17 protein-coding genes are annotated in these 18403 nt (G+C 72.2%); 10 read left to right on the top strand and 7 right to left on the bottom strand.

The genetic code is table 11. The features are described from left to right. The first annotated feature begins 3 nt into the window (after window positions 1–3). The 4 genes from ACZ6I3_RS09475 to ACZ6I3_RS09460 all read left to right on the top strand — a co-directional run bounded on the left by ACZ6I3_RS09475 (window position 4) and on the right by ACZ6I3_RS09460 (window position 5259). Window positions 4–774, top strand: a complete 771-nt coding sequence (locus ACZ6I3_RS09475; protein ID WP_469413203.1) for an SDR family NAD(P)-dependent oxidoreductase — start codon at window positions 4–6, stop codon at window positions 772–774. Between the two features lie 97 nt (window positions 775–871). Next, window positions 872–1990, top strand: a complete 1119-nt coding sequence (locus ACZ6I3_RS09470; RefSeq protein ID WP_469413201.1) for an LLM class flavin-dependent oxidoreductase — start codon at window positions 872–874, stop codon at window positions 1988–1990. Between the two features lie 90 nt (window positions 1991–2080). Next, window positions 2081–3811 (top strand): N-acyl-D-amino-acid deacylase family protein, encoded by a 1731-nt coding sequence (locus tag ACZ6I3_RS09465; protein ID WP_469413199.1) that lies wholly within the window; start codon window positions 2081–2083, stop codon window positions 3809–3811. Next, complete coding sequence (locus ACZ6I3_RS09460; RefSeq protein ID WP_469413197.1) at window positions 3808–5259, top strand: aldehyde dehydrogenase family protein; 1452 nt, start codon at window positions 3808–3810, stop codon at window positions 5257–5259. Before ACZ6I3_RS09465 ends, ACZ6I3_RS09460 begins: the two co-directional genes overlap by 4 nt. Window positions 5260–5265: 6 nt before the next feature. Here ACZ6I3_RS09460 and ACZ6I3_RS09455 read toward each other — a convergent pair whose 3' ends face one another. Both ACZ6I3_RS09455 and ACZ6I3_RS09450 read right to left on the bottom strand, forming a co-directional pair. Continuing rightward, window positions 5266–5658 carry a nitroreductase/quinone reductase family protein gene (locus ACZ6I3_RS09455; protein ID WP_469413196.1) on the bottom strand — a complete coding sequence of 131 codons (393 nt, stop codon included), beginning with the start codon at window positions 5656–5658 and terminating at the stop codon, window positions 5266–5268. A 51-nt stretch (window positions 5659–5709) separates the two neighbouring features. Further along, complete coding sequence (locus ACZ6I3_RS09450) at window positions 5710–6699, bottom strand: helix-turn-helix transcriptional regulator (RefSeq protein WP_469413194.1); 990 nt, start codon at window positions 6697–6699, stop codon at window positions 5710–5712. A 93-nt stretch (window positions 6700–6792) separates the two neighbouring features. On the opposite strand from ACZ6I3_RS09450, the gene ACZ6I3_RS09445 reads away from it, so the two are divergent. Next, window positions 6793–7191 carry a VOC family protein gene (locus ACZ6I3_RS09445; RefSeq protein WP_469413192.1) on the top strand — a complete coding sequence of 133 codons (399 nt, stop codon included), beginning with the start codon at window positions 6793–6795 and terminating at the stop codon, window positions 7189–7191. A 97-nt stretch (window positions 7192–7288) separates the two neighbouring features. Here ACZ6I3_RS09445 and ACZ6I3_RS09440 read toward each other — a convergent pair whose 3' ends face one another. The 3 genes from ACZ6I3_RS09440 to ACZ6I3_RS09430 all read right to left on the bottom strand — a co-directional run bounded on the left by ACZ6I3_RS09440 (window position 7289) and on the right by ACZ6I3_RS09430 (window position 10758). Further along, window positions 7289–8818, bottom strand: a complete 1530-nt coding sequence (locus tag ACZ6I3_RS09440) for a CehA/McbA family metallohydrolase (RefSeq protein WP_469413190.1) — start codon at window positions 8816–8818, stop codon at window positions 7289–7291. 141 nt (window positions 8819–8959) lie between these two features. Continuing rightward, window positions 8960–9610, bottom strand: a complete 651-nt coding sequence (locus ACZ6I3_RS09435; protein ID WP_469413188.1) for a response regulator — start codon at window positions 9608–9610, stop codon at window positions 8960–8962. Then, entirely contained in the window at window positions 9607–10758 is a 1152-nt protein-coding gene (locus tag ACZ6I3_RS09430) for a sensor histidine kinase (protein ID WP_469413185.1), read from the bottom strand. The genes ACZ6I3_RS09435 and ACZ6I3_RS09430 overlap by 4 nt, the downstream gene beginning before the upstream one ends. 132 nt (window positions 10759–10890) lie before the next feature. On the opposite strand from ACZ6I3_RS09430, the gene ACZ6I3_RS09425 reads away from it, so the two are divergent. The 5 genes from ACZ6I3_RS09425 (at window position 10891) to ACZ6I3_RS09405 (ending at window position 16063) form a co-directional block, all read left to right on the top strand. Beyond that, complete coding sequence (locus ACZ6I3_RS09425; protein WP_469413183.1) at window positions 10891–11589, top strand: class I SAM-dependent methyltransferase; 699 nt, start codon at window positions 10891–10893, stop codon at window positions 11587–11589. Further along, the gene (locus ACZ6I3_RS09420) at window positions 11586–12092 is read left to right on the top strand and encodes a DedA family protein (protein ID WP_469413182.1); all 507 of its coding nucleotides are present in this window, start codon (window positions 11586–11588) and stop codon (window positions 12090–12092) included. Before ACZ6I3_RS09425 ends, ACZ6I3_RS09420 begins: the two co-directional genes overlap by 4 nt. 53 nt (window positions 12093–12145) lie before the next feature. Then, window positions 12146–12994: an LLM class F420-dependent oxidoreductase gene (locus ACZ6I3_RS09415; RefSeq protein ID WP_469413180.1), complete on the top strand. Its 849-nt coding sequence runs from the start codon at window positions 12146–12148 to the stop codon at window positions 12992–12994. 233 nt (window positions 12995–13227) lie between these two features. Continuing rightward, window positions 13228–13434 (top strand): hypothetical protein, encoded by a 207-nt coding sequence (locus ACZ6I3_RS09410; protein ID WP_469413178.1) that lies wholly within the window; start codon window positions 13228–13230, stop codon window positions 13432–13434. A 43-nt stretch (window positions 13435–13477) separates the two neighbouring features. After that, window positions 13478–16063: a bifunctional FO biosynthesis protein CofGH gene (locus ACZ6I3_RS09405; protein WP_469413176.1), complete on the top strand. Its 2586-nt coding sequence runs from the start codon at window positions 13478–13480 to the stop codon at window positions 16061–16063. A gap of 380 nt (window positions 16064–16443) precedes the next feature. On the opposite strand, the gene ACZ6I3_RS09400 is transcribed toward ACZ6I3_RS09405, so the two are convergent. After that, entirely contained in the window at window positions 16444–17856 is a 1413-nt protein-coding gene (locus tag ACZ6I3_RS09400) for a hypothetical protein (protein ID WP_469413174.1), read from the bottom strand. Window positions 17857–17874: 18 nt separating this feature from the next. Continuing rightward, window positions 17875–18345, bottom strand: coding sequence for a GtrA family protein (locus ACZ6I3_RS09395; protein ID WP_469413172.1), 471 nt, complete (start codon window positions 18343–18345; stop codon window positions 17875–17877). Between the last annotated feature and the right edge of the window lie 58 nt (window positions 18346–18403).

The raw sequence follows: 18403 nt of genomic DNA, 5'->3' as shown, positions 1-18403 counted from the left end.
GCCATGGGCAAGCTCGACGGACGGGTCGTCATCGTCACCGGCGCCGCGCGCGGCCAGGGCGAGCAGGAGGCCCGGCTGTTCACGGCCGAGGGGGCACGGGTGGTCGTCGCCGATGTACTGGACGACCAGGGCGAGGCCCTCGCGAAGGAGATCGGCGCCCGGTACGTCCATCTCGACGTGGGCCGGGAGGACGACTGGCAGGCCGCCGTCGCGGCGGCGAAGGAGGCGTACGGGCACGTCGACGGGCTCGTCAACAACGCCGGCATCCTGCGCTTCAACTCCCTCCTCGACACGCCCCTCGACGAGTTCATGCAGGTCGTCCAGGTCAACCAGGTGGGCTGCTTCCTCGGCATCAGGGCGGTCGCCCCGGAGATGGCCGACGGGGGCACGATCGTCAACACCGCCTCCTACACGGGCCTGACCGGGATGGCGGCGGTGGGTTCCTACGCGGCGACCAAGCACGCCGTTCTCGGGCTGACCCGGGTCGCCGCGCTGGAACTGGCCGGGCGGGGGATACGCGTCAACGCCGTCTGCCCGGGCGCCATCGACACGGCGATGTCCAACCCGGCCCGGCTGGACCCGGGCGCCGATCTGACGGAGACGGCGAAGGGCCTCGACCGGCTCTACCGCAAGCTCGTGCCGCTGGGGCGGGTCGGGCAGCCGGAGGAGGTGGCCAGGCTCGCCCTGTTCCTGACCTCTCAGGACTCGTCGTACATCACGGGACAGCCGTTCGTGATCGACGGCGGGTGGCTGGCCGGGGTGACCATTATCTGACGCACCGTCAGCTATTGACGCTCCCGGGGGCCGGTGGAACAGTCGGAGTCACGCATCTGACGGATCGTCAGAACTAGTACCGGGGCGGTGAACCTCCTTGGAATTCGGCATCTTCGTACAGGGATACGTCGGCAAGCGGGCCGAGACCGACCCGCTCGCCGAGCACAAGGCGCTGATGGAGGAGACCGAGTACGTCATCCAGGCGGACAGGTCCGGCTTCAAGTACGCCTGGGCCTCCGAGCACCACTTCCTGGAGGAGTACTCGCACCTCTCCGCCAACGACGTCTTCCTCGGGTACCTGGCGCACGCGACCGAGCGGATCCATCTCGGCTCGGGGATCTTCAACCCGCTCGCCCCGGTCAACCACCCGGTGAAGGTCGCCGAGAAGGTCGCCATGCTCGACCATCTCAGCGAGGGGCGGTTCGAGTTCGGCAGCGGGCGGGGCGCCGGATCGCACGAGATCCTCGGGTTCCTGCCGGGGATCACCGACATGAACCACACCAAGGAACTCTGGGAGGAGACCATCGCCGAGTTCCCGAAGATGTGGCTCCAGGACGAGTACGCCGGCTTCCAGGGCAAGCACTGGTCGCTGCCGCCGCGGAAGATCCTGCCGAAGCCGTACGGGAAGTCCCACCCGGCCATGTGGTACGCGGCCGGGTCGCCGCCGTCGTACGCCATGGCCGCGAAGAAGGGGCTCGGCGTGCTCGGCTTCAGCGTGCAGAAGGTCTCCGACATGGAGTGGGTGCTGGAGCAGTACAAGACCGCGATCGTGGACGCGGAGCCGGTGGGTGACTTCGTCAACGACAACGTGATGGTGACGACCACGGCGATCTGCGCGCCGACCCATGCGGAGGCCGTGCGGATCGCGGCGAGCGGGGGGCTGCACTATCTGCCCTCGCTGGTGTTCCGGTACCACGACACGTTTCCCCGGCCCGAGGGGTTCCCGGTGTGGCCCGAGACGCTGCCGGAGTACACCGAGGAGTTCGTGGAGGTGCTCATCGAGGAGGAGCTGCTGATCTGCGGGGATCCCGACGAGGTGCTGCGGCAGTGTGAGCGGTGGGAGCGGGCCGGGGCGGATCAGTTGAGTTTCGGGTTGCCGGTGGGGGTGCCGAAGGAGGAGACGCTGCAGACGATCCGGCTGGTCGGGGAGTACGTGATTCCGAAGATCGATACGGATCCTGTGCATCGGACTTCGCGGTTCCGTCGAGGGGTCTGAGCGTTCGTTGGCGGGTGCGGGTGGTGTGTGGCTGGTCGCGCAGTTCCCCGCGCCCCTGAAGGGACATGCGGCTCAAGGAGTTGAGTGGTCATGCTCGATCACGTCATCAAAGGGGCGACCGTCGTGGACGGGACCGGTGCGCCCGGCTTCACCGCCGACGTCGGCATACGGGACGGGCGTATCGCCGTCATCGGTCGGGTCACCGAGGAAGCCCGCAGCACCGAGGACGCCGCCGGTCTCGTTCTCGCGCCCGGGTTCGTCGATCCCCACACCCACTACGACGCCCAGCTCTTCTGGGACCCGTACGCCACGCCCTCGCTCAACCACGGTGTCACCACCGTCGCGGGCGGGAACTGCGGATTCACGCTCGCGCCGCTGAACCCCGACCGCCCCGAGGACGCCGACTACACGCGCCGCATGATGTCGAAGGTCGAGGGCATGGCGCTGGTGGCGTTGGAGGAGGGGGCGCCGTGGAGCTGGAGTTCCTTCGGGGAGTATCTGGACGCTCTGGAGGGGCGGATCGCGGTCAACGCCGGGTTCATGGTGGGGCACTGCGCGCTGCGGCGGTATGTGATGGGGCCGGAGGCGGTGGGCGGGCAGCCGAGTGCGGCGCAGCTCGCCGACATGGTGCGGTTGCTGCGCGAGGCCATGGACGCCGGGGCGTGGGGGTTCTCCACCACCCAGTCGACCAGTCACTCGGACGGCGACGGGCAGCCGGTCGCCTCCCGGCACGCGGGGCCGGCCGAACTGCTGGCACTCTCGCGGGCCGTCGGTGAGCACGAGGGCACGCAGATCGAGGCGATCGTCGCGGGCTGTCTGGATCAGTTCAGCGACGCCGAGATCGATCTGTTCGTGGAGATGAGCGCGGTGGCGGGGCGGCCGCTGAACTGGAACGTGCTGACGGTCGACGCGTCCGTTCCCGAGCGCGTGCCCCGCCAGCTCCTCGCGAGCGAGCAGGCGCGGAAGGCGGGCGGCCGGGTCGTGGCGCTGACCATGCCGATCCTCACGCCGATGAACATGTCGCTGGGTACGTTCTGCGCGCTGAACCTGATCCCCGGGTGGGGTCCGGTGCTCGCGCTGCCCGTGCCCGAGCGGATCGAGAGGCTGCGCGATCCGGCCGTGCGGGCGGAGCTGTTGCGCCGGGCCACCTCCAAGGAGGCGGGCGTCTTCCGGCGGCTCTCCCACTTCGGGCGGTACGTCATCGGCGACACCTACAGCGACGCGAACGACGGGCTGACCGGGCGCGTGGTGAGGGACATCGCCGAGGAGCGCGGCCAGGAGCCCTTCGAGTGCCTGGTGGAGATCTGCGCCGCCGATGAGCTGCGTACGGTGCTGTGGCCGATGCCCACCGACAACGACCCGGCGTCCTGGGCGCTCAGGGCGGAGACCTGGCAGCACGAGGACGTGCTGCTCGGCGGGTCCGACGCGGGCGCCCATCTGGACCGGATGTGCGGGGCGCCGTACACGACCCGGTTCCTCGGGGACTGTCTGCGGGGCCGGAAACTGGTCGGTCTGGAGCAGGCGGTGAAGATGCTGACCGACGACCCGGCCCGGCTCTTCGGCCTGCTGGAGCGGGGGCGGGTGCGGGAGGGCTGGCACGCGGACCTGGTCCTCTTCGACCCGGACCGCATCGACGCGGGCCCGGCCACCCTGGTGCACGACCTGCCGGGCGACAGCCCGCGCCTGGACTCCCGGGCGCTCGGCGTCCGGGCCGTGTGGGTCAACGGCGTCGAGGCGATCCGGGACGACGTGGTGACGGGCGCCGTACCGGGGCGCGTGCTGCGCTCGGGCCGGGACACGGAGACGGTGAGCACCAGGTGACGGCACGCCAGGCGTTGTTCGTCGGTGGCTCCTGGGCGGAGCCGGACCGTGGGCACTACGAGGTGATCGACCCGGCGACCGAGGAGACCGTCGGGTGGGCTCCGGAGGCCTCGCGGGATCAGGTGCTGGCGGCCTGTGCCGCGGCCCGCGAGGCCCTCGGGCCCTGGTCACGGACCTCGCCGGAGGAACGGGCGGTGATCCTCGGCCGGGCGGCGGACGTCATCCGGGAACGTCTCGTGCCGTACGCGGAGCTGGCCCGGGCCGAGACCGGCGCGACCACGGCCACCGCCCGCGCCATGCAGGTCGGGGTCGCCGCCGCCCGCTTCCGGCGCTACGCGCGCGTGGAACCCGCCGAGTGGGCGATCCCGCCCCAGATCAACGAGGCCGGTCCCATGGGGAAGGCGGGCGTGATGGGCGCCCTGGCCGTCCGCCAGCCCGTCGGGGTCGTCACCTGCGTCACCTCGTACAACAACCCCTGGGCCAACGCGGCAGGCAAGGTCGCCCCGGCCCTGGCCATGGGCAACACGGTGGTGGTGAAACCGGCCCCGCAGGACCCGCTGTCGGTCTACCGGATGGCGGAGGCACTGGAGGCGGCGGGCGTGCCTCCGGGCGTGGTGAACGTGGTCAGCGGGTCGCGGACGGAGGTCGGTGAGGCGGCCGTGGAGTCGCCGGACGTCGACATGGTCAGCTTCACCGGCTCCACGGCGGTCGGGCAGCGCATCGCCGAGGTGTGCGGGCGCGGCATGAAACGGCAGTTGATGGAGTTGGGCGGGAAGGGCGCGGCGGTCGTCTTCGACGACGCGGACCTCGGCTCGGCCGTGTCCGGGATCGGGACCACCTTCTCCTTCTACAGCGGCCAGATCTGCACGGCACCGACGCGGGTGCTGGCGCAGCGCGGCGTGTACGACCGTCTGGTCGAGCAACTGGCCGTATACACCAGCCGGTTGAAGGTCGGTGACCCGAGGGAGCCGGACACGGTGGTGGGCCCGGTGATCTCGGCGGCACACCGGGACCGTGTGGAGTCGTACGTCGAACTGGGCCGCAAGGAGGGCGCGGTGGTGGTGGCGGGTGGTGAGCGCCCCGGTCTGCCGCACGGCTTCTACGTCGCCCCGACCCTCCTCGCCGACTGCACCAACGACATGCGCGTGGCCCGCGAGGAGATCTTCGGCCCGGTCGTGACCGTCATCCCCTTCGACGACGAGGAGGAGGGTGTGGAACTGGCCAACGACACCGACTACGGCCTCATCGACTACGTCTGGTCGGGGGACGTGGCCCGAGCCTTCCGGGTGGCACGGCGGCTGCGGGCCGGCGGGGTCGGGGTCAACACCGTCGGCCGCAACATGGAGGCACCCTTCGGCGGGTTCAAGAAGAGCGGGGTCGGCAGGGACGTCGGCTCGTACGCCCTCCACGCGTACAGCGAGGTGCAGGCGATCGTGTGGCCGGGCTGACGTCCCTCAACTGTCCAGGTCCACCCGCACCGTCAGCAGATTCGTCCCGAACGCCCGAACCCCCAGCCCGTTGAAGCGGGGCAGCCGCCGCAGCCGCGCCACCGGATCGTCGTCCGGCACCAGCCGGGCGGTCCCCGTGTGCCACCGCCCCCGGACCCGCACCCGCACCCGCGGATCGGCCTGGATGTTGCGGACGTACTGCGACCGCTCCCCGAACTCCGACACCAGCCAGAAGACGTCGCCGACCCGCCGCCCGCCCACCGGCGTCTGCCGGGGCAGCCCGGAGACACGGCCCTTCGTCTCGATGACCGTCTGGAGGGGGAGGCGGCGCAGCACCGGATTGATCCGGCGCTGGAAGGCCGTGGCGCCACGGAACCTGATGTCGGAGAGGCGGGACATCGTCGGGGGTCTCCTTCGTACGGGGGTGCGGGCGGGCTGCCGGCCGGCCTGTCAGGCTTGACGGGCGCAGGACGTGAGGCGATCGGCGAGCGCGGTGACGAGGTCGCGCAGTTCATCGGGGCGCTCGATGACGAACGGCCGGTCGAGTGAGGCGAGTACCGGAGGCAGCCAGTCGAGCCGCTCCGCCCGCAGCTCGACGCGCAGCCAGCGCTCGGTTTCCCGGTCCTCGCCTGCCACGGGCTCGTGCTCCTCCAGGCTCGCGACGCCGGCGGGAAGGCGGGCGCGGATCTGCCCGACCGTGCCGTGGATCCGCAAGGTCACCTCATGCCGGTACTCGGCCGTGGCGAACGCTGACAACACGCGCTGTGCCGGACCGGGGCCCACGGGTACTTCGAACGAGCCGGGCAGGGTCCGCGCGTCTGCGATGCGATCGAGCCGGAAGGTTCGGTCCTCGCCGATCCGGGCGTCCTTGCCCGTGACGTACCACCGGCCCGCATGGGCGACGATCCCGTACGCGTGCAGCGTGCGTTCGCTGTGCCGTCCTTCGCGGTCGGTGTAGCGGATCGAGACCGGTCGGCAGTGGCGCACCGCATCGGCGACGGCGAGCAGGACCTCGGCGTCCGGGGTGTCGGACTCGCCGGGCTGATCCGTGAAGGCGAGAGCTTCCAGGAGTGTGTCGAGCCGATGGGCGATGTGCTTGGGCAGCACCCGCCGGATCTTGGCCGATGCCGTCTCGCTTGCCGTGTGCTCCGTCGTCGTCAACCCTGCTCGGCGGCCGGCGACCAGGCCGAGCAGCACGGCCAGCGCCTCGTCGTCGCTGAGCATGAGCGGAGGCAAGCGGTACCCGGGGGCGAGCCGGTACCCGCCGTAGCGGCCGCGCACCGATTCCACCGGCACGTCCAGGTCGATCAGCTGGTCCACGTACCGCCGCACGGTGCGCTCTTCGACGGCGAGCCGGTCAGCGAGTTCGGCCGCTGTCCGAGTGCCGCCCGACTGCAGCAACTCCAGGAGTGTCAGCACGCGGCCGGTGGGTCGGGGCATGCGCACACCCTACGGCGAATACCGGACCGATTCTGTCCACTATTTCTCCTAGTCTGCGACGTGCACGCCTCCAGCACAGCCAAGGAGATCCCCATGGACTTCGTCTCTATCCGCATCATCACCAGCGACGTGGCGCGCCTCGTCGAGTTCTACGAGCGAGCCACAGGGGCGCGGGCGACGTGGGCCACGGAGGACTTCGCCGAACTCAAGGCCGGGGGCGCCACCCTCGCGATCGCCGGCACCCGGACCGTCCCGCTGTTCGCCCCGGGCTCTGCCCGCCCGGCGGACAACCACAGCGTGATCACCGAGTTCCTCGTCGACGACGTGGACCGCGTTCGCCAGAACCTGACCGGCTTCGTCACCGACTTCGTCACCGAGCCCACCACGATGCCCTGGGGCAACCGGTCGCTGCTGTTCCGCGACCCCGACGGCAACCTCGTCAACTTCTTCACCCCCGTCACCCCAGCGGCCGTCGAGAAGTTCGCACGCTGACGCGACACACAGCCGCCCACACGGGAGCCTGAGATCCCAGGACTCCCGGTGAGCCGGACGTCCGTTCGCGCACGTCGTTGCGGACATCCCGCGGCAGCTAACGCCCCAGGAACACCGGGTTCGTGAACGCCGCCAGCGGCCCCGGCAGCGGGCCGGCCGCGGCCTCGTGCCGTAGTTCCGCCCGTACGTAGGCCGCGTACGACGGCGTCGTGTGCCACTCCACCACCCCCGCGCCCGCCACCGGCAGCGGCGCGCTGGTGTGCAGCACGCCCTGGTCGGTGACGAAGCGGACCGTGCAGCGCGGGGCGCCGGTGACTTCCAGGCGGACGGTGACCGGGGTGTCGCGGCCGACGGTGAGCCGCTCGCCGATGCCGGCGTGTTCGCCGCGCCCGCCGGACACCCGGAAGGACAGCGAGACCCTGGCGGACTCGGCGACGTACGACCGCCCCGCCCGGATGCCCTCCTGGATCGCCTCCCGGGTCAGGTCGTCGGCCAGGACGACCGTCTGGGGGCTGCCGACGGGGTCCGGGTCGCGGTGGGCGTCGCTGCTGCCCATCGCCGGGATCCAGCCGCGTTCGCCCCGCACGGACGCCACGAGCATGCTGTCCCAGTCGGCCAGCGTCACCTCGTCGTCGGGCGTGTAGGGGCCGTTCCACACCTCCACCGCGTCGGCCTCGCCGAAGCCGAACTTCCAGTTGCAGCCGACGCAGGTGGCGTGCGGATGGGCCGGGACGACCAGGCCGCCGGCGCGCCGGATCTGGCGGGCGAACCGGCCGAAGCGGTTGTCGCGGGCACGGTAGCGCCAGTCGATGAACGTGCCCGGGTCGGTGCCGAGTGCCACCACGTGCCCGTTCCGGGTGGTGATCTCCTCGCCCAGCATGACCAGCAGGTCGTCCCCGGCCACATCCGCCCAGTGCGCGTGCGCCGAGTGCGTGTTGTGCTCGGAGGAGTTGATGAAGTCCAGCCCCGCCGCCCGCGCCAGCGCCCCGATCTCGGCGGGGGTGCGGCGGCCGTCGGAGAACCAGGAGTGCAGGTGGCAGTCGCCCCGGTACCAGGCACGCCCCCGCCCCTTGGCCCGCTCCGGCGGATACACCGGCCGGGCGGCCTCGCCCGGCTCGCCGTACGTCAGCGTGATCGTGATCTCGTACGACAGGCCCTGCGGGGCGACCGTGTACGGGCCGAGCGCGATGTGCCAGGTGCCCTCGCGCACCGGTCCCGGGAGGTAGCCGGGCGTCGCGTCGTCGGCACGGACGAAGAACTCGGTGCGTGCGCCGCCCGACCAGCCCCGGAAGCCCCGGCCGCCGAGCTCGGTGCCGCGGTCGTCGAAGACGCCGATGTCGAGGGCGTTGCCCGTCGTGCCGGCCGGGACGGACGGCCGGTCGTAGGTGTAGGCGACCTTGATCTCCCGGACCCCGGCCGGGACCTCGACGGGCACGTACACGAAGTCGGGGGAGCCGGGCGGCAGGGTGCCCCGCACCGTTCTGGTCTCCTGGTCCCCGTCGGCCGCTGCAGCGAAGCTCACGCTTCCCAACGTAAGCGCGGCGGCGGCTCCCGTCACGAACAGAGCGCGCCGGGCGAGCCCGCCGCGGCCGCCCTCGTGGCTGTCCACCTGATGGTCCTCGCACATGCTGCTGCTCCCAGGGTGTCGTCGGTGACGTGGCATGGGTGTGGTGCGGGGTGGTGCCTGTGCACCCTTGTAGCCACCCGTGAACCGGCGTGCAAGGGAAGGGAATTGGACGGCGGGGAACAGGGAAACAGCCCGCCGGGGTCAGGCCGTCGGCCCCGCGTCCCGGGCCAGCAGGGCCGCCTGCACCCGGTTGGTGACCTCCAGCGCGGTGAGGATGCGGCTGACATGGGCCTTGACGGTGGACTCGCGCATGCCGAGGCGGGCGGCGATGTCGGCGTTGGTCTCGCCCTGGGCGAGCAGGGCCAACACGTCGCGTTCCCGGGGTGTGAGCCGTTCGAGGCCGGCCCGGGCGGCTCTCGCCCGCGGTCCGCCCGACCGGTGGTAGCGGTCGATGAGGCGGCGGGCGGCGCTGGGGTGGAGCATCGCCGAGCCGGCGGCGACGAGATGGACGGCGCGCAGGATCTCGGCCGGGTCGGTGTCCTTCAGGAGGAAGCCGTCCGCCCCGGCCGCGAGGGCGTCGTAGACGTACTCGTCGAGATCGAAGGTGGTCAGTGTGATCACCCTCGGCGGGTGGGGCAGGGCGCGCAGCCGGGCGGTGGCCGTGATGCCGTCCATGCGGGGCATGCGTACGTCGACCAGGGCGACGTCGGCGCGGTGCGCGGTGGCCTGCTCGACGGCGTGCAGTCCGTCGGAGGCTTGGGCGACGACCTCGATGCCCGGGTCCCCGTCGAGGAGGTCGGCCAGGCCCAGGCGGACCAGGGCGTCGTCGTCGGCGATCAGGGCGCGGATCATGCGGGGGTGCCGTTCTGTTCGACGGGGACGGGGTGAGGGTGGGGGATGCGCGCGGCCAGTCGCCAGCTGCCGGCCCCGCCCGGCCCGGCGTGCAGGTCGCCCCCGAGGGAGGTGACGCGCTCGCGCAGCCCGACCAGCCCGAACCCGGAGGCGACGGCGTGCCCGGCCTGGCCGCCGGGGGCGTTGGTGACCTCCACGGTGGTGGCGGGCGGCCGGTAGCTGATGTGGACGCGCACCGGGGCGCCTCCGGCGTGCTTGCGGGCGTTCGTCAGCGCTTCCTGGACGAGGCGGTAGACGGCCAGCCGGTGCGAGGCCGGAGCCTGCTCGGGCCGTCCCTCGACCCGCAGTTCGGCCCGCTGCCCCGCTGCCCGGGCCTGCTCGACCAGTTCGTCCACGGCGCGCAGGACGGGGACGGGAGCGGCTTCGGCGGGCTCCGCCCCGGGGTCGCGCAGAGCCCCGAGGACGTCGCGGAGATCTGCCAGGGCCTCGGTGGAGGCGGTGCGCAGCAGGGCCAGACGTGCCACGACCGGCTCGGGCAGCGGCTCGCTCCTGGTCGTCAGGACCCCCGTGTGCAGGGCGATCAGGCTCAGGCGGTGCGCCAGTACGTCGTGCATCTCGGCCGCGATCCGGGACCGCTCGGCGGACCGGGCCGCCTCCTCGCGCAACTCCCGCTCGATGCGCAGATGCTCGACCTGGTCGCCCAGCGCCGTCAGCAGCCGTCGGTGGCTGCCCACCCACAGCCCGCCCACCAGGGCCAGCAGCACGAACAGGGTGGAGCCGTACTGCTGCGGGGTCCACAGCGAGATCGCCGGAGGGATGAGCAGGTTGGCGACCAGCGCGGTCGCGGCACAGGTCAGCGCCGCCCAGGCACGCCGCCGCGACGCCAGGTCGAACAGCGCGACGAGCAGCAGCACCAGCAGCGGCCACCCCCACAGCCCGGTCGCCACGGTGGTCAGCCCGGCCGCGGCGTACCAGGGCAGCCGCCGCACCAGCAGGGCCGCCCCGCACAGCACCGCCGCGACGGTGGCCGGGATCAGATACCGGCCGCCGGCCGGGGTGGCGCTGTTCAGCACGGCGAGGGCGGTCAGCGTCACGACCAGGCACCAGCGTCCGAAGGCGCTCCACCGGAAGCCATCTCTCCGTTTCACCCGTCGGATCCTAGGCGGGCACGGTCCGCCCGCCGTCCGACCTCAGTCCCCTTCCATCCCCTACTTTCGTAGGGGATGACGGCCGCACAAGGCATGATCTCCGGGTGCGGCCCGGTTCCTAGCGTCAAAGCCATGGCTCTACGCACCATGGACTGGACGTTCCTCACCGAAGCCGCACGCGATCCGCGCACCACCGGCGCCGTCGCCCCCAGCGGCAAGGCCCTCGCCCGTGCGCTGACCGACCCGGTGCGCACCCTGGCCCCGGGGCCGCTGACCGTACTGGAGGCGGGCGCCGGGACCGGCGCGGTCACCCGCGCCCTGATACCCCAGCTGTCCCCGGGCAGCCGCCTGGACGTCGTCGAGGCCAACCCGCGCTTCGCCGACCGGCTGCGCCGGCTCGTCGACACCCACCCGCACCTGGCCGGTGAGCCCGAGCGGGTCAGCGTCCACCGCTCCTACGTCGAGGACCTCCCCGGCGAACAGCGCTACGACGTGATCGTCTCCGGCCTCCCGCTGACCAACTTCACCCCGGACGGCGTCGACGCGATCATGACCCGCTACCTGGGGCTGCTGCACCCCGGCGGCACCCTGACCTACTTCGCCTACCTGGGCACCCGGCAGGCCCGCGCCCTGCTGTCCTCCCGTGCCGAGGCCCGACGGCACCACGCCGTCCAGGAGGTCATGGCCGCCTACCAGCGCCGGTACGCCACCGGCCGCTGGTCGGTGTGGGCGAACCTTCCGCCGGCCAGGGTCTGGCAGTTGCGGAGGCCGTACCGGGCCGGGCGGCAGGAGCGGGGCGAGCCGCGAGCCGTCACCGGAGCCGGCCGGTGACCGACCCGTCGGACCTCCTCGGTCACCTCCCCGCCACCGCCGCCTACGCGACGCTGGCCGCCGCGGTGCTGGCCGAGTCCGTCCTGCTGCTCGGCGCCTTCGTCCCCAGCCTCGGCCTGTTGCTGGCGGCGGGGGCGCTGGCCCGCACCGGACCGCTGAGCCTGCCCCTGGTCATCGGTGTCACCACGGCCGCGGCGGTGACCGGCGACTTCCTCGCCCACCGCACCGGAGCCCTGCTGGGCGATCGCCTTCGCACGGGGAACCTGGGCCGCCGCATCCCCGCCGCCGCCTGGCGGCAGGCCGAGGCCCAGATGGACCGCCGCGGTGGCGGAGCCGTCTTCCTGGCCCGCTTCCTCCCGGTGGCCCGCACCCTCACCCCGCATCTCGCGGGCGCCACCCGCCTGCCCTACCACCGCATCGCGCCCCACAGCGCCGCCGCCGCTGCCCTGTGGGCCACCGCCGAGACCGGCCTCGGCTACGCGGCGCTCGCGACCGTCACCTGAAAGTCCGACCGGTCGGCATGGACGCCCGGGTCTCCCTCGGGTAGAGATACGTCATGCGCATCGCCGTAACGATCTTCCTCACCGACGAGACGATCACCCCCACCCGGCTCGCCCGGGAGCTGGAGGGCCGCGGTTTCGCCGGGCTGTATCTGCCCGAGCACACGCACATCCCCGTCGAGCGGACCACCCCGTACCCCGCGGGCGGCGAACTGCCGCGCGAGTACGGCCGTACCCTCGACGCGTTCGTGGCGCTCGGCCAGGCCGCCGCCGTCACCGAGCGGCTCGGTCTCGGCACGGGCATCACGCTCGTCGCCCAGCACGATCCGATCGACCTGGCCAAGCAGGTCGCGACCCTGGACCATCTGTCCGGCGGCCGGTTCACCCTCGGGCTCGGCTTCGGCTGGAACGTCGAGGAGGCCGCCGACCACGGCGTACGGTGGCACACCCGGCGCGAGCTGGGCCGGGACCGGATGGCGCTGATGCGGGCGCTGTGGTCGGAGGAACCGGTCGCGTACGAGGGGGAGTTCGGCGGCGTCCGGGCCAGTCACGCGCACCCCAAGCCCGTGCAGAAGCCGCGCGGCCCGGTCGTGGGTCCGCGCACGCTGCTCGGCGGGGCCGCCGGGCCCAAACTCTTCGCCCACATCTGCGAGTACGCCGACGGCTGGCTGCCCATCGGCGGCCGAGGCCTCTCCGAATCCCTGCCCCGGCTGCGCACGGCCTGGGCGGAGGCGGGCCGCGACCCCGAGGCCCTCCAGGTCGTCCCGTACGCCGTCCACCCGACCCCGGGCAAGCTCGCGCACTATGCCGACCTCGGCATCGAGGAGGTCGTGGTGCAGTTGCCTCCGGCGGGGGAGGGGGAGGTGCTCAAGGCGCTGGACGAGTACGGGGTGTTCGTGGGGTAGTCGGCGTCTCGTCCGCCGGGCGGGGGCTGTGGCCGACTGCGGGTCCGTCGTGGCCGGTCGCGCAGTTCCCCGCGCCCCTGAAGGTCGGCTGCTCCCCGTGCTGATCCTGAAGGGGGCCGCAGGCCATCCCTTCAGGGGCGCGGGGAACTGCGCGAGCAACCACCGCCCACCCGCACCGGCGCAGCTGGCTAAACTGCGGGCCGGATTCATGTCGCCCATGGGGGGAGAGCTTCATGAGGATCGCCTTCTTAGCGAGGCTCGCGGGCCATTTCGACGAGTACGGCTACAGCAAAGGGCTGCTGCCCGCCGCGATCGGCACGCTGGCCGTGCTCGTGACCGCCGCGCTGGTCTGGTACACGCTGCACCGCAACAGGCCGCTCGCCGTGACCGCAGCGGGCCTCACGTCCGCCCTGGGCATCGGGTGGCTGGCCTTCCACTGACGGGGCTCACCCGCGTTGATCAGCGCACTCGTATGCTCGAAGGATGACGACTTCCGCGACCTCCGGAACGGGCCCCACCGAGAACTCCATGCGTCGCGCCCTGAAACGGGCCAGGGACGGCGTCTCCCTCGATGTCGCCGAGGCGGCGGTGCTGCTCCAGGCCCGGGGCGGGCACCTGGAGGACCTGTCGGCCTCGGCCGCCCGGGTCCGGGACGCCGGTCTGGAGGCGGCCGGCCGCCCCGGTGTCATCACGTACTCGAAGAGCGTCTTCATCCCCCTGACCCGGCTGTGCCGGGACAAGTGCCACTACTGCACCTTCGTCACCGTCCCCGGCAAGCTGCGCCGCGAGGGCCACGGGATGTTCATGTCCCCGGACGAGGTCCTGGACATCGCCCGCAAGGGCGCCGCCCTCGGCTGCAAGGAAGCCCTCATCACCCTCGGGGACAAGCCCGAGGACCGCTGGCCCGAGGCGCGCGAGTGGCTCGACGCGCACGGCTACGACGACACCCTCGCCTACGTACGGGCCATCTCCATCCGCATCCTGGAGGAGACGGGCCTGCTGCCCCACCTCAACCCGGGCGTCATGAGCTGGACCGACTTCCAGCGCCTGAAGCCGGTGGCCCCGTCGATGGGCATGATGCTGGAGACGACCGCGACCCGGCTCTGGTCGGAGCCGGGCGGCCCTCACCACGGCTCTCCCGACAAGGAGCCGGCGGTTCGGCTGCGGGTGCTGGAGGACGCCGGGCGTTCGTCCGTTCCCTTCACCAGCGGGGTCCTGATAGGCATCGGGGAGAACTACGACGAGCGAGCCGAATCACTGTTCGCGCTGCGCAAGGTGACCCGGGCCTACCACGGCGTCCAGGAACTCATCATCCAGAACTTCCGCGCCAAGCCGGACACCGCCATGCGCGGCATGCCCGACGCGGAACTGGACGAACTGGTCGCCACGGTCGCCGTCGCCCGGCTGCTCATGGGCCCGTCGGGCTGCATCCAGGCCCCGCCCAACCTCGTCGACGACGAGTACGAGCGGCTGATCGGGGCCGGCATCGACGACTGGGGCGGGGTCTCCCCGCTGACCATCGACCACGTCAACCCCGAGCGCCCCTGGCCGCAGATCGAGCAGCTCGCCGAGAAGTCCCGGGCGGCCGGGTTCGAGCTGCGGGAACGCCTGTGCGTGTACCCGGAGTTCGTGCGGCGCGGCGAGCCCTGGCTGGACCCGCGGCTGCGCCCGCACGTGGCGGCGCTGGCCGACCCGGAGACCGGGCTTGCCCGCCCCGACGCGCTGCCGCAGGGACTGCCGTGGCAGGAGCCGGAGGAGGTCTTCACGGCGTCCGGCCGCACCGACCTGCACACCACGATCGACAGCGAGGGCCGCACCTCCGACCGGCGGGACGACTTCGACGAGGTGTACGGCGACTGGGGCGCCCTGCGCGAGGCCGCCGCCCCGGGCATGGCACCGCAGCGCATCGACACGGACGTACGCGAGGCCCTGCGCACGGCCGCCGACGACCCCACGAAGCTCACCGACGACGAGGCGCTGGCCCTGCTGCACGCCGACGGGCCGGCCCTGGACGCCCTCGCCCGGGTCGCCGACGACGTACGCAAGTCGGCCGTCGGCGACGACGTCACCTACATCGTCACGCGGAACATCAACTTCACCAACGTCTGCTACACGGGCTGCCGCTTCTGCGCGTTCGCCCAGCGCCGCACGGACGCCGACGCCTACACCCTCTCCCTGGACCAGGTCGCCGACCGGGCCCAGCAGGCCTGGGACGTCGGCGCGGTCGAGGTCTGCATGCAGGGCGGCATCCACCCGGACCTGCCCGGCACGGCGTACTTCGACATCGCGCGGGCGGTGAAGGAACGCGTCCCCGGCATGCATGTGCACGCCTTCTCGCCGATGGAGGTCGTCAACGGCGCGACCCGCACGGGCATGTCGATCCGCGAGTGGCTGACGGCCGCGAAGGAAGCGGGCCTGGACACCATCCCGGGCACGGCCGCCGAGATCCTCGACGACGAGGTCCGCTGGATCCTCACCAAGGGCAAGCTGCCCGCCGCCGACTGGATCGAGGTCGTGTCGACGGCCCACGAGCTGGGCATCCGCTCGTCCTCGACGATGATGTACGGCCATGTCGACCAGCCCCGGCACTGGCTCGGGCATCTGCGCACCCTCGCGGGCATCCAGCAGCGCACGGGCGGCTTCACCGAGTTCGTGACGCTGCCGTTCGTGCACACCAACGCGCCGGTGTACCTGGCGGGGATCGCCCGCCCGGGCCCGACCATGCGGGACAACCGCGCGGTCACCGCCATGGCCCGGCTGCTGCTGCACCCGCACATCCCCAACATCCAGACCAGCTGGGTGAAGCTCGGCACCGAGGGCGCGGCGGAGATGCTCCGCTCCGGCGCGAACGACCTCGGCGGCACGCTCATGGAGGAGACCATCTCCCGTATGGCGGGCTCCTCGTACGGCTCCTACAAGTCGGTCAAGGACCTCATCGCGGTAGCCGACGCGGCCGGCCGCCCCGCCAAGGCCCGGAACACCCTCTACGGAGAGGTCCCCGAGGACCGCCAGCAGGCGGCGGCCGCCTCGGACGGCCATCTGCCGGAGCTGCTGCCGGTTCTCGACTGAGGGTCTGACGGGCTGGCGGCTTGCCCGGGCTGGCGGCTTGCCCGGGCGGCGGTTTACCCGGGCTGGCGGCCTGAGGGCCTGACGGTGTGACGGCTCGGCGGGCTGAGGGCTGAGGGCTGACGGTCTGGCGGCTTGCTGGCTCGGTGGCCTGCCGGGCCTGAGGGCCTGGCGGCCTGCCCGTGCTACAGGTCTGTCGGACCGGCCCGGTCTGGCGGTCTGACGCCTTGCGGGACCCTGACGGCCTGGCGGTGGGTGACGCCCTGCGGGGTCTGATGCCCTGGCGGCCTGTGACGCTCTGCCGGGCTTGACGCCTTGCCGGGGGCCTCGCGCCCTGCCGGGGCCTGAAGCCCTGCCGGGCCGACAACCCGCCGACCGGCGGTCTACTGGCCCCCGGCATCCGCCGGTTGATGTGCCGTCACGGCACGGTCGGCGGCGGCGCCGGGGCTCTTCGGTGGTGGGGGAGTCGTGCCCCGGCCCAGCCAGAGCAGGAGCAGGCCGAGGGAGGTGGCGATCGCCGGCCAGTAGAGGTAGCGGAAGTCCGTCGCGGGCATGATCGGCAGATAGCCGAGGATGTAGGCCGCCGAGCTGATGCCCAGCGCGCGGACCGGCATGGAGAACAGGCCCGTGCCCGGGCGGACGGCCAGTACCAGGGCCACGGCGAGCCAGAACCAGCCGCGGAACAGCCACGGCAGGTCACTCGCCATGCCGCGCACGTACGTGCCGAGGGTGTCCTCCAGCCGGGGGTGCGCCACCTCGACGCCCAGGTCGTTGCGAGTGATCCCCGCTTTGTAGACGTAGCCGGTATCGAACAGCAGACTCGCGAAGAGCCGCAGCCGGTACTGGAGATACCCCGGCACATGCCCGCTCATCTCGTCCAGCCACAGGGACGTGATCTCGCCCGAGTCGGAGCGCAGCCCGTCCGCCGGGCGCGCGTAGCAGGCCCAGTAGGCGTCCGACAGGGCGCCGACCCGTCGGCACTCCTCGGCGGAGGCGACGAGCCGGTCACGCAGGGCGGGTGACACGTCCGCCGAGCGGAGTTCGTCCACCCTCAGGACGTGGACCAGGTCGTCGAGCATGATCTGCGCGCCCTGCTTCGTCTCCAGGGGCCGGGCGAACAGGGAGATGGCGGCGGCCGGCACGACCAGGGCGCCCACGAGCGCCGCCGTGCACGTCACCCACGTACGCCGTCCGGGAGCGCGCCACAGCGCGAGGACCAGCAGGACGAAGACGGGGATCGCGGCGAAGAAGGCGTTCTTGCGCACCAGCATGGCGTACGCGAGGAACAGCACACCCAGCCCGAGCAGCCCCCACCGCAAGGCGGGACGACGCAGGTCCCGGTCCCGCAGCCGCAGCCCGGTGAACGCGACCGCGCACGCGGCGAGCAGCGCGAACGCCGCGTGGACGTCCTTCCACACCACCCCGACGAACGTCAGCACGAAAGGGGCCAGCCCGAGGCCGAGCACGGCCAGTGAGCCACCACGGCTTCCGGTCAGCCCCCACACGCACCAGGACAGCACTCCCAGCGCGCCCCAGAAGAAGAGGCACTGGAGGACGAGCATCGACGCGATCGAGCCGGTCACGGCGATCAACGCACGCCACACCAGGCTCAGCACCGGCGGGTGCCAGTCCGTCAGGGGCAGCTTCCCCTCGGCCTGACGGAGTTGTTCGAGGCTGTCGGGGCTCAGATAACCGGGGGCGAAGACGAGGATCGTGCCCAGGCAGCAGACGGCGGCGACGGCGGCCAGCACCCAGACCCAGCGCCGCACACGCGGCATCCATCCCATTTGTCCCATAAGCCGGATGCTAACGGCTCAGGGTGCGACGAAGACGTAGCGCCGATAGGCGTAGAAGCGGAACAACGTCGCGAGCACCCAGCCGAAGATCCGGGCGGTGTTGTCGCTGAGCGCCGAGTCGAGCCCGAGCAGCTGCCGGGAGGCGAAGACCGTGCCCGCGGTGATGGCGAGCCCCACGCCGTTGGCGACCAGGAACAGGGCGAGTTCGCGGGTCACCTGCTCGCGGTGCCGGCCGCGGTAGGTCCAGTAGCGGTTCCCGACCCAGCTGAAGAGCGCGGCGGCGGCCGTCGCGAGGACGGACGCCTGCACGGGAGCGGCCCGCATCGGCCCGCCCTGCGCACCGCCGGGCAGACCGAAGACGAGCAGGTTGTAGCCGCCGTTGTCCACGACGAAGGCCAGGGCCCCGATGACGCCGAACTTGGCGGCCTCCCGCCAGACGCCCTTGACGGCGTCACGCGCACGCAGCGCGGCAGATGCGAGGACCGGCACACGGTGAGCGTAACGACCCGGCGCGCCCTCGCTACCCAGACCCGCCCATATCGCATGA

It is taken from the genome of Streptomyces sp. NPDC041940, from assembly GCF_055589465.1.
This window is presented reverse-complemented; position numbering and strand designations above follow the sequence as displayed.

Excerpts from the sequence above, each read along its gene's own strand:
- ACZ6I3_RS09425 (WP_469413183.1), top strand. The coding sequence starts at position 10,891 with ATGGCTCTACGCACCATGGACTGGACGTTCCTCACCGAAGCCGCACGC.
- ACZ6I3_RS09415 (WP_469413180.1), top strand. The coding sequence starts at position 12,146 with ATGCGCATCGCCGTAACGATCTTCCTCACCGACGAGACGATCACCCCC.
- ACZ6I3_RS09475 (WP_469413203.1), top strand. The coding sequence starts at position 4 with ATGGGCAAGCTCGACGGACGGGTCGTCATCGTCACCGGCGCCGCGCGC.
- ACZ6I3_RS09445 (WP_469413192.1), top strand. The coding sequence starts at position 6,793 with ATGGACTTCGTCTCTATCCGCATCATCACCAGCGACGTGGCGCGCCTC.
- ACZ6I3_RS09410 (WP_469413178.1), top strand. The coding sequence starts at position 13,228 with ATGAGGATCGCCTTCTTAGCGAGGCTCGCGGGCCATTTCGACGAGTAC.
- ACZ6I3_RS09400 (WP_469413174.1), bottom strand. The coding sequence starts at position 17,856 with ATGGGACAAATGGGATGGATGCCGCGTGTGCGGCGCTGGGTCTGGGTG.
- ACZ6I3_RS09435 (WP_469413188.1), bottom strand. The coding sequence starts at position 9,610 with ATGATCCGCGCCCTGATCGCCGACGACGACGCCCTGGTCCGCCTGGGC.
- ACZ6I3_RS09450 (WP_469413194.1), bottom strand. The coding sequence starts at position 6,699 with ATGCCCCGACCCACCGGCCGCGTGCTGACACTCCTGGAGTTGCTGCAG.
- ACZ6I3_RS09455 (WP_469413196.1), bottom strand. The coding sequence starts at position 5,658 with ATGTCCCGCCTCTCCGACATCAGGTTCCGTGGCGCCACGGCCTTCCAG.
- ACZ6I3_RS09465 (WP_469413199.1), top strand. The coding sequence starts at position 2,081 with ATGCTCGATCACGTCATCAAAGGGGCGACCGTCGTGGACGGGACCGGT.
- ACZ6I3_RS09405 (WP_469413176.1), top strand. The coding sequence starts at position 13,478 with ATGACGACTTCCGCGACCTCCGGAACGGGCCCCACCGAGAACTCCATG.
- ACZ6I3_RS09440 (WP_469413190.1), bottom strand. The coding sequence starts at position 8,818 with ATGTGCGAGGACCATCAGGTGGACAGCCACGAGGGCGGCCGCGGCGGG.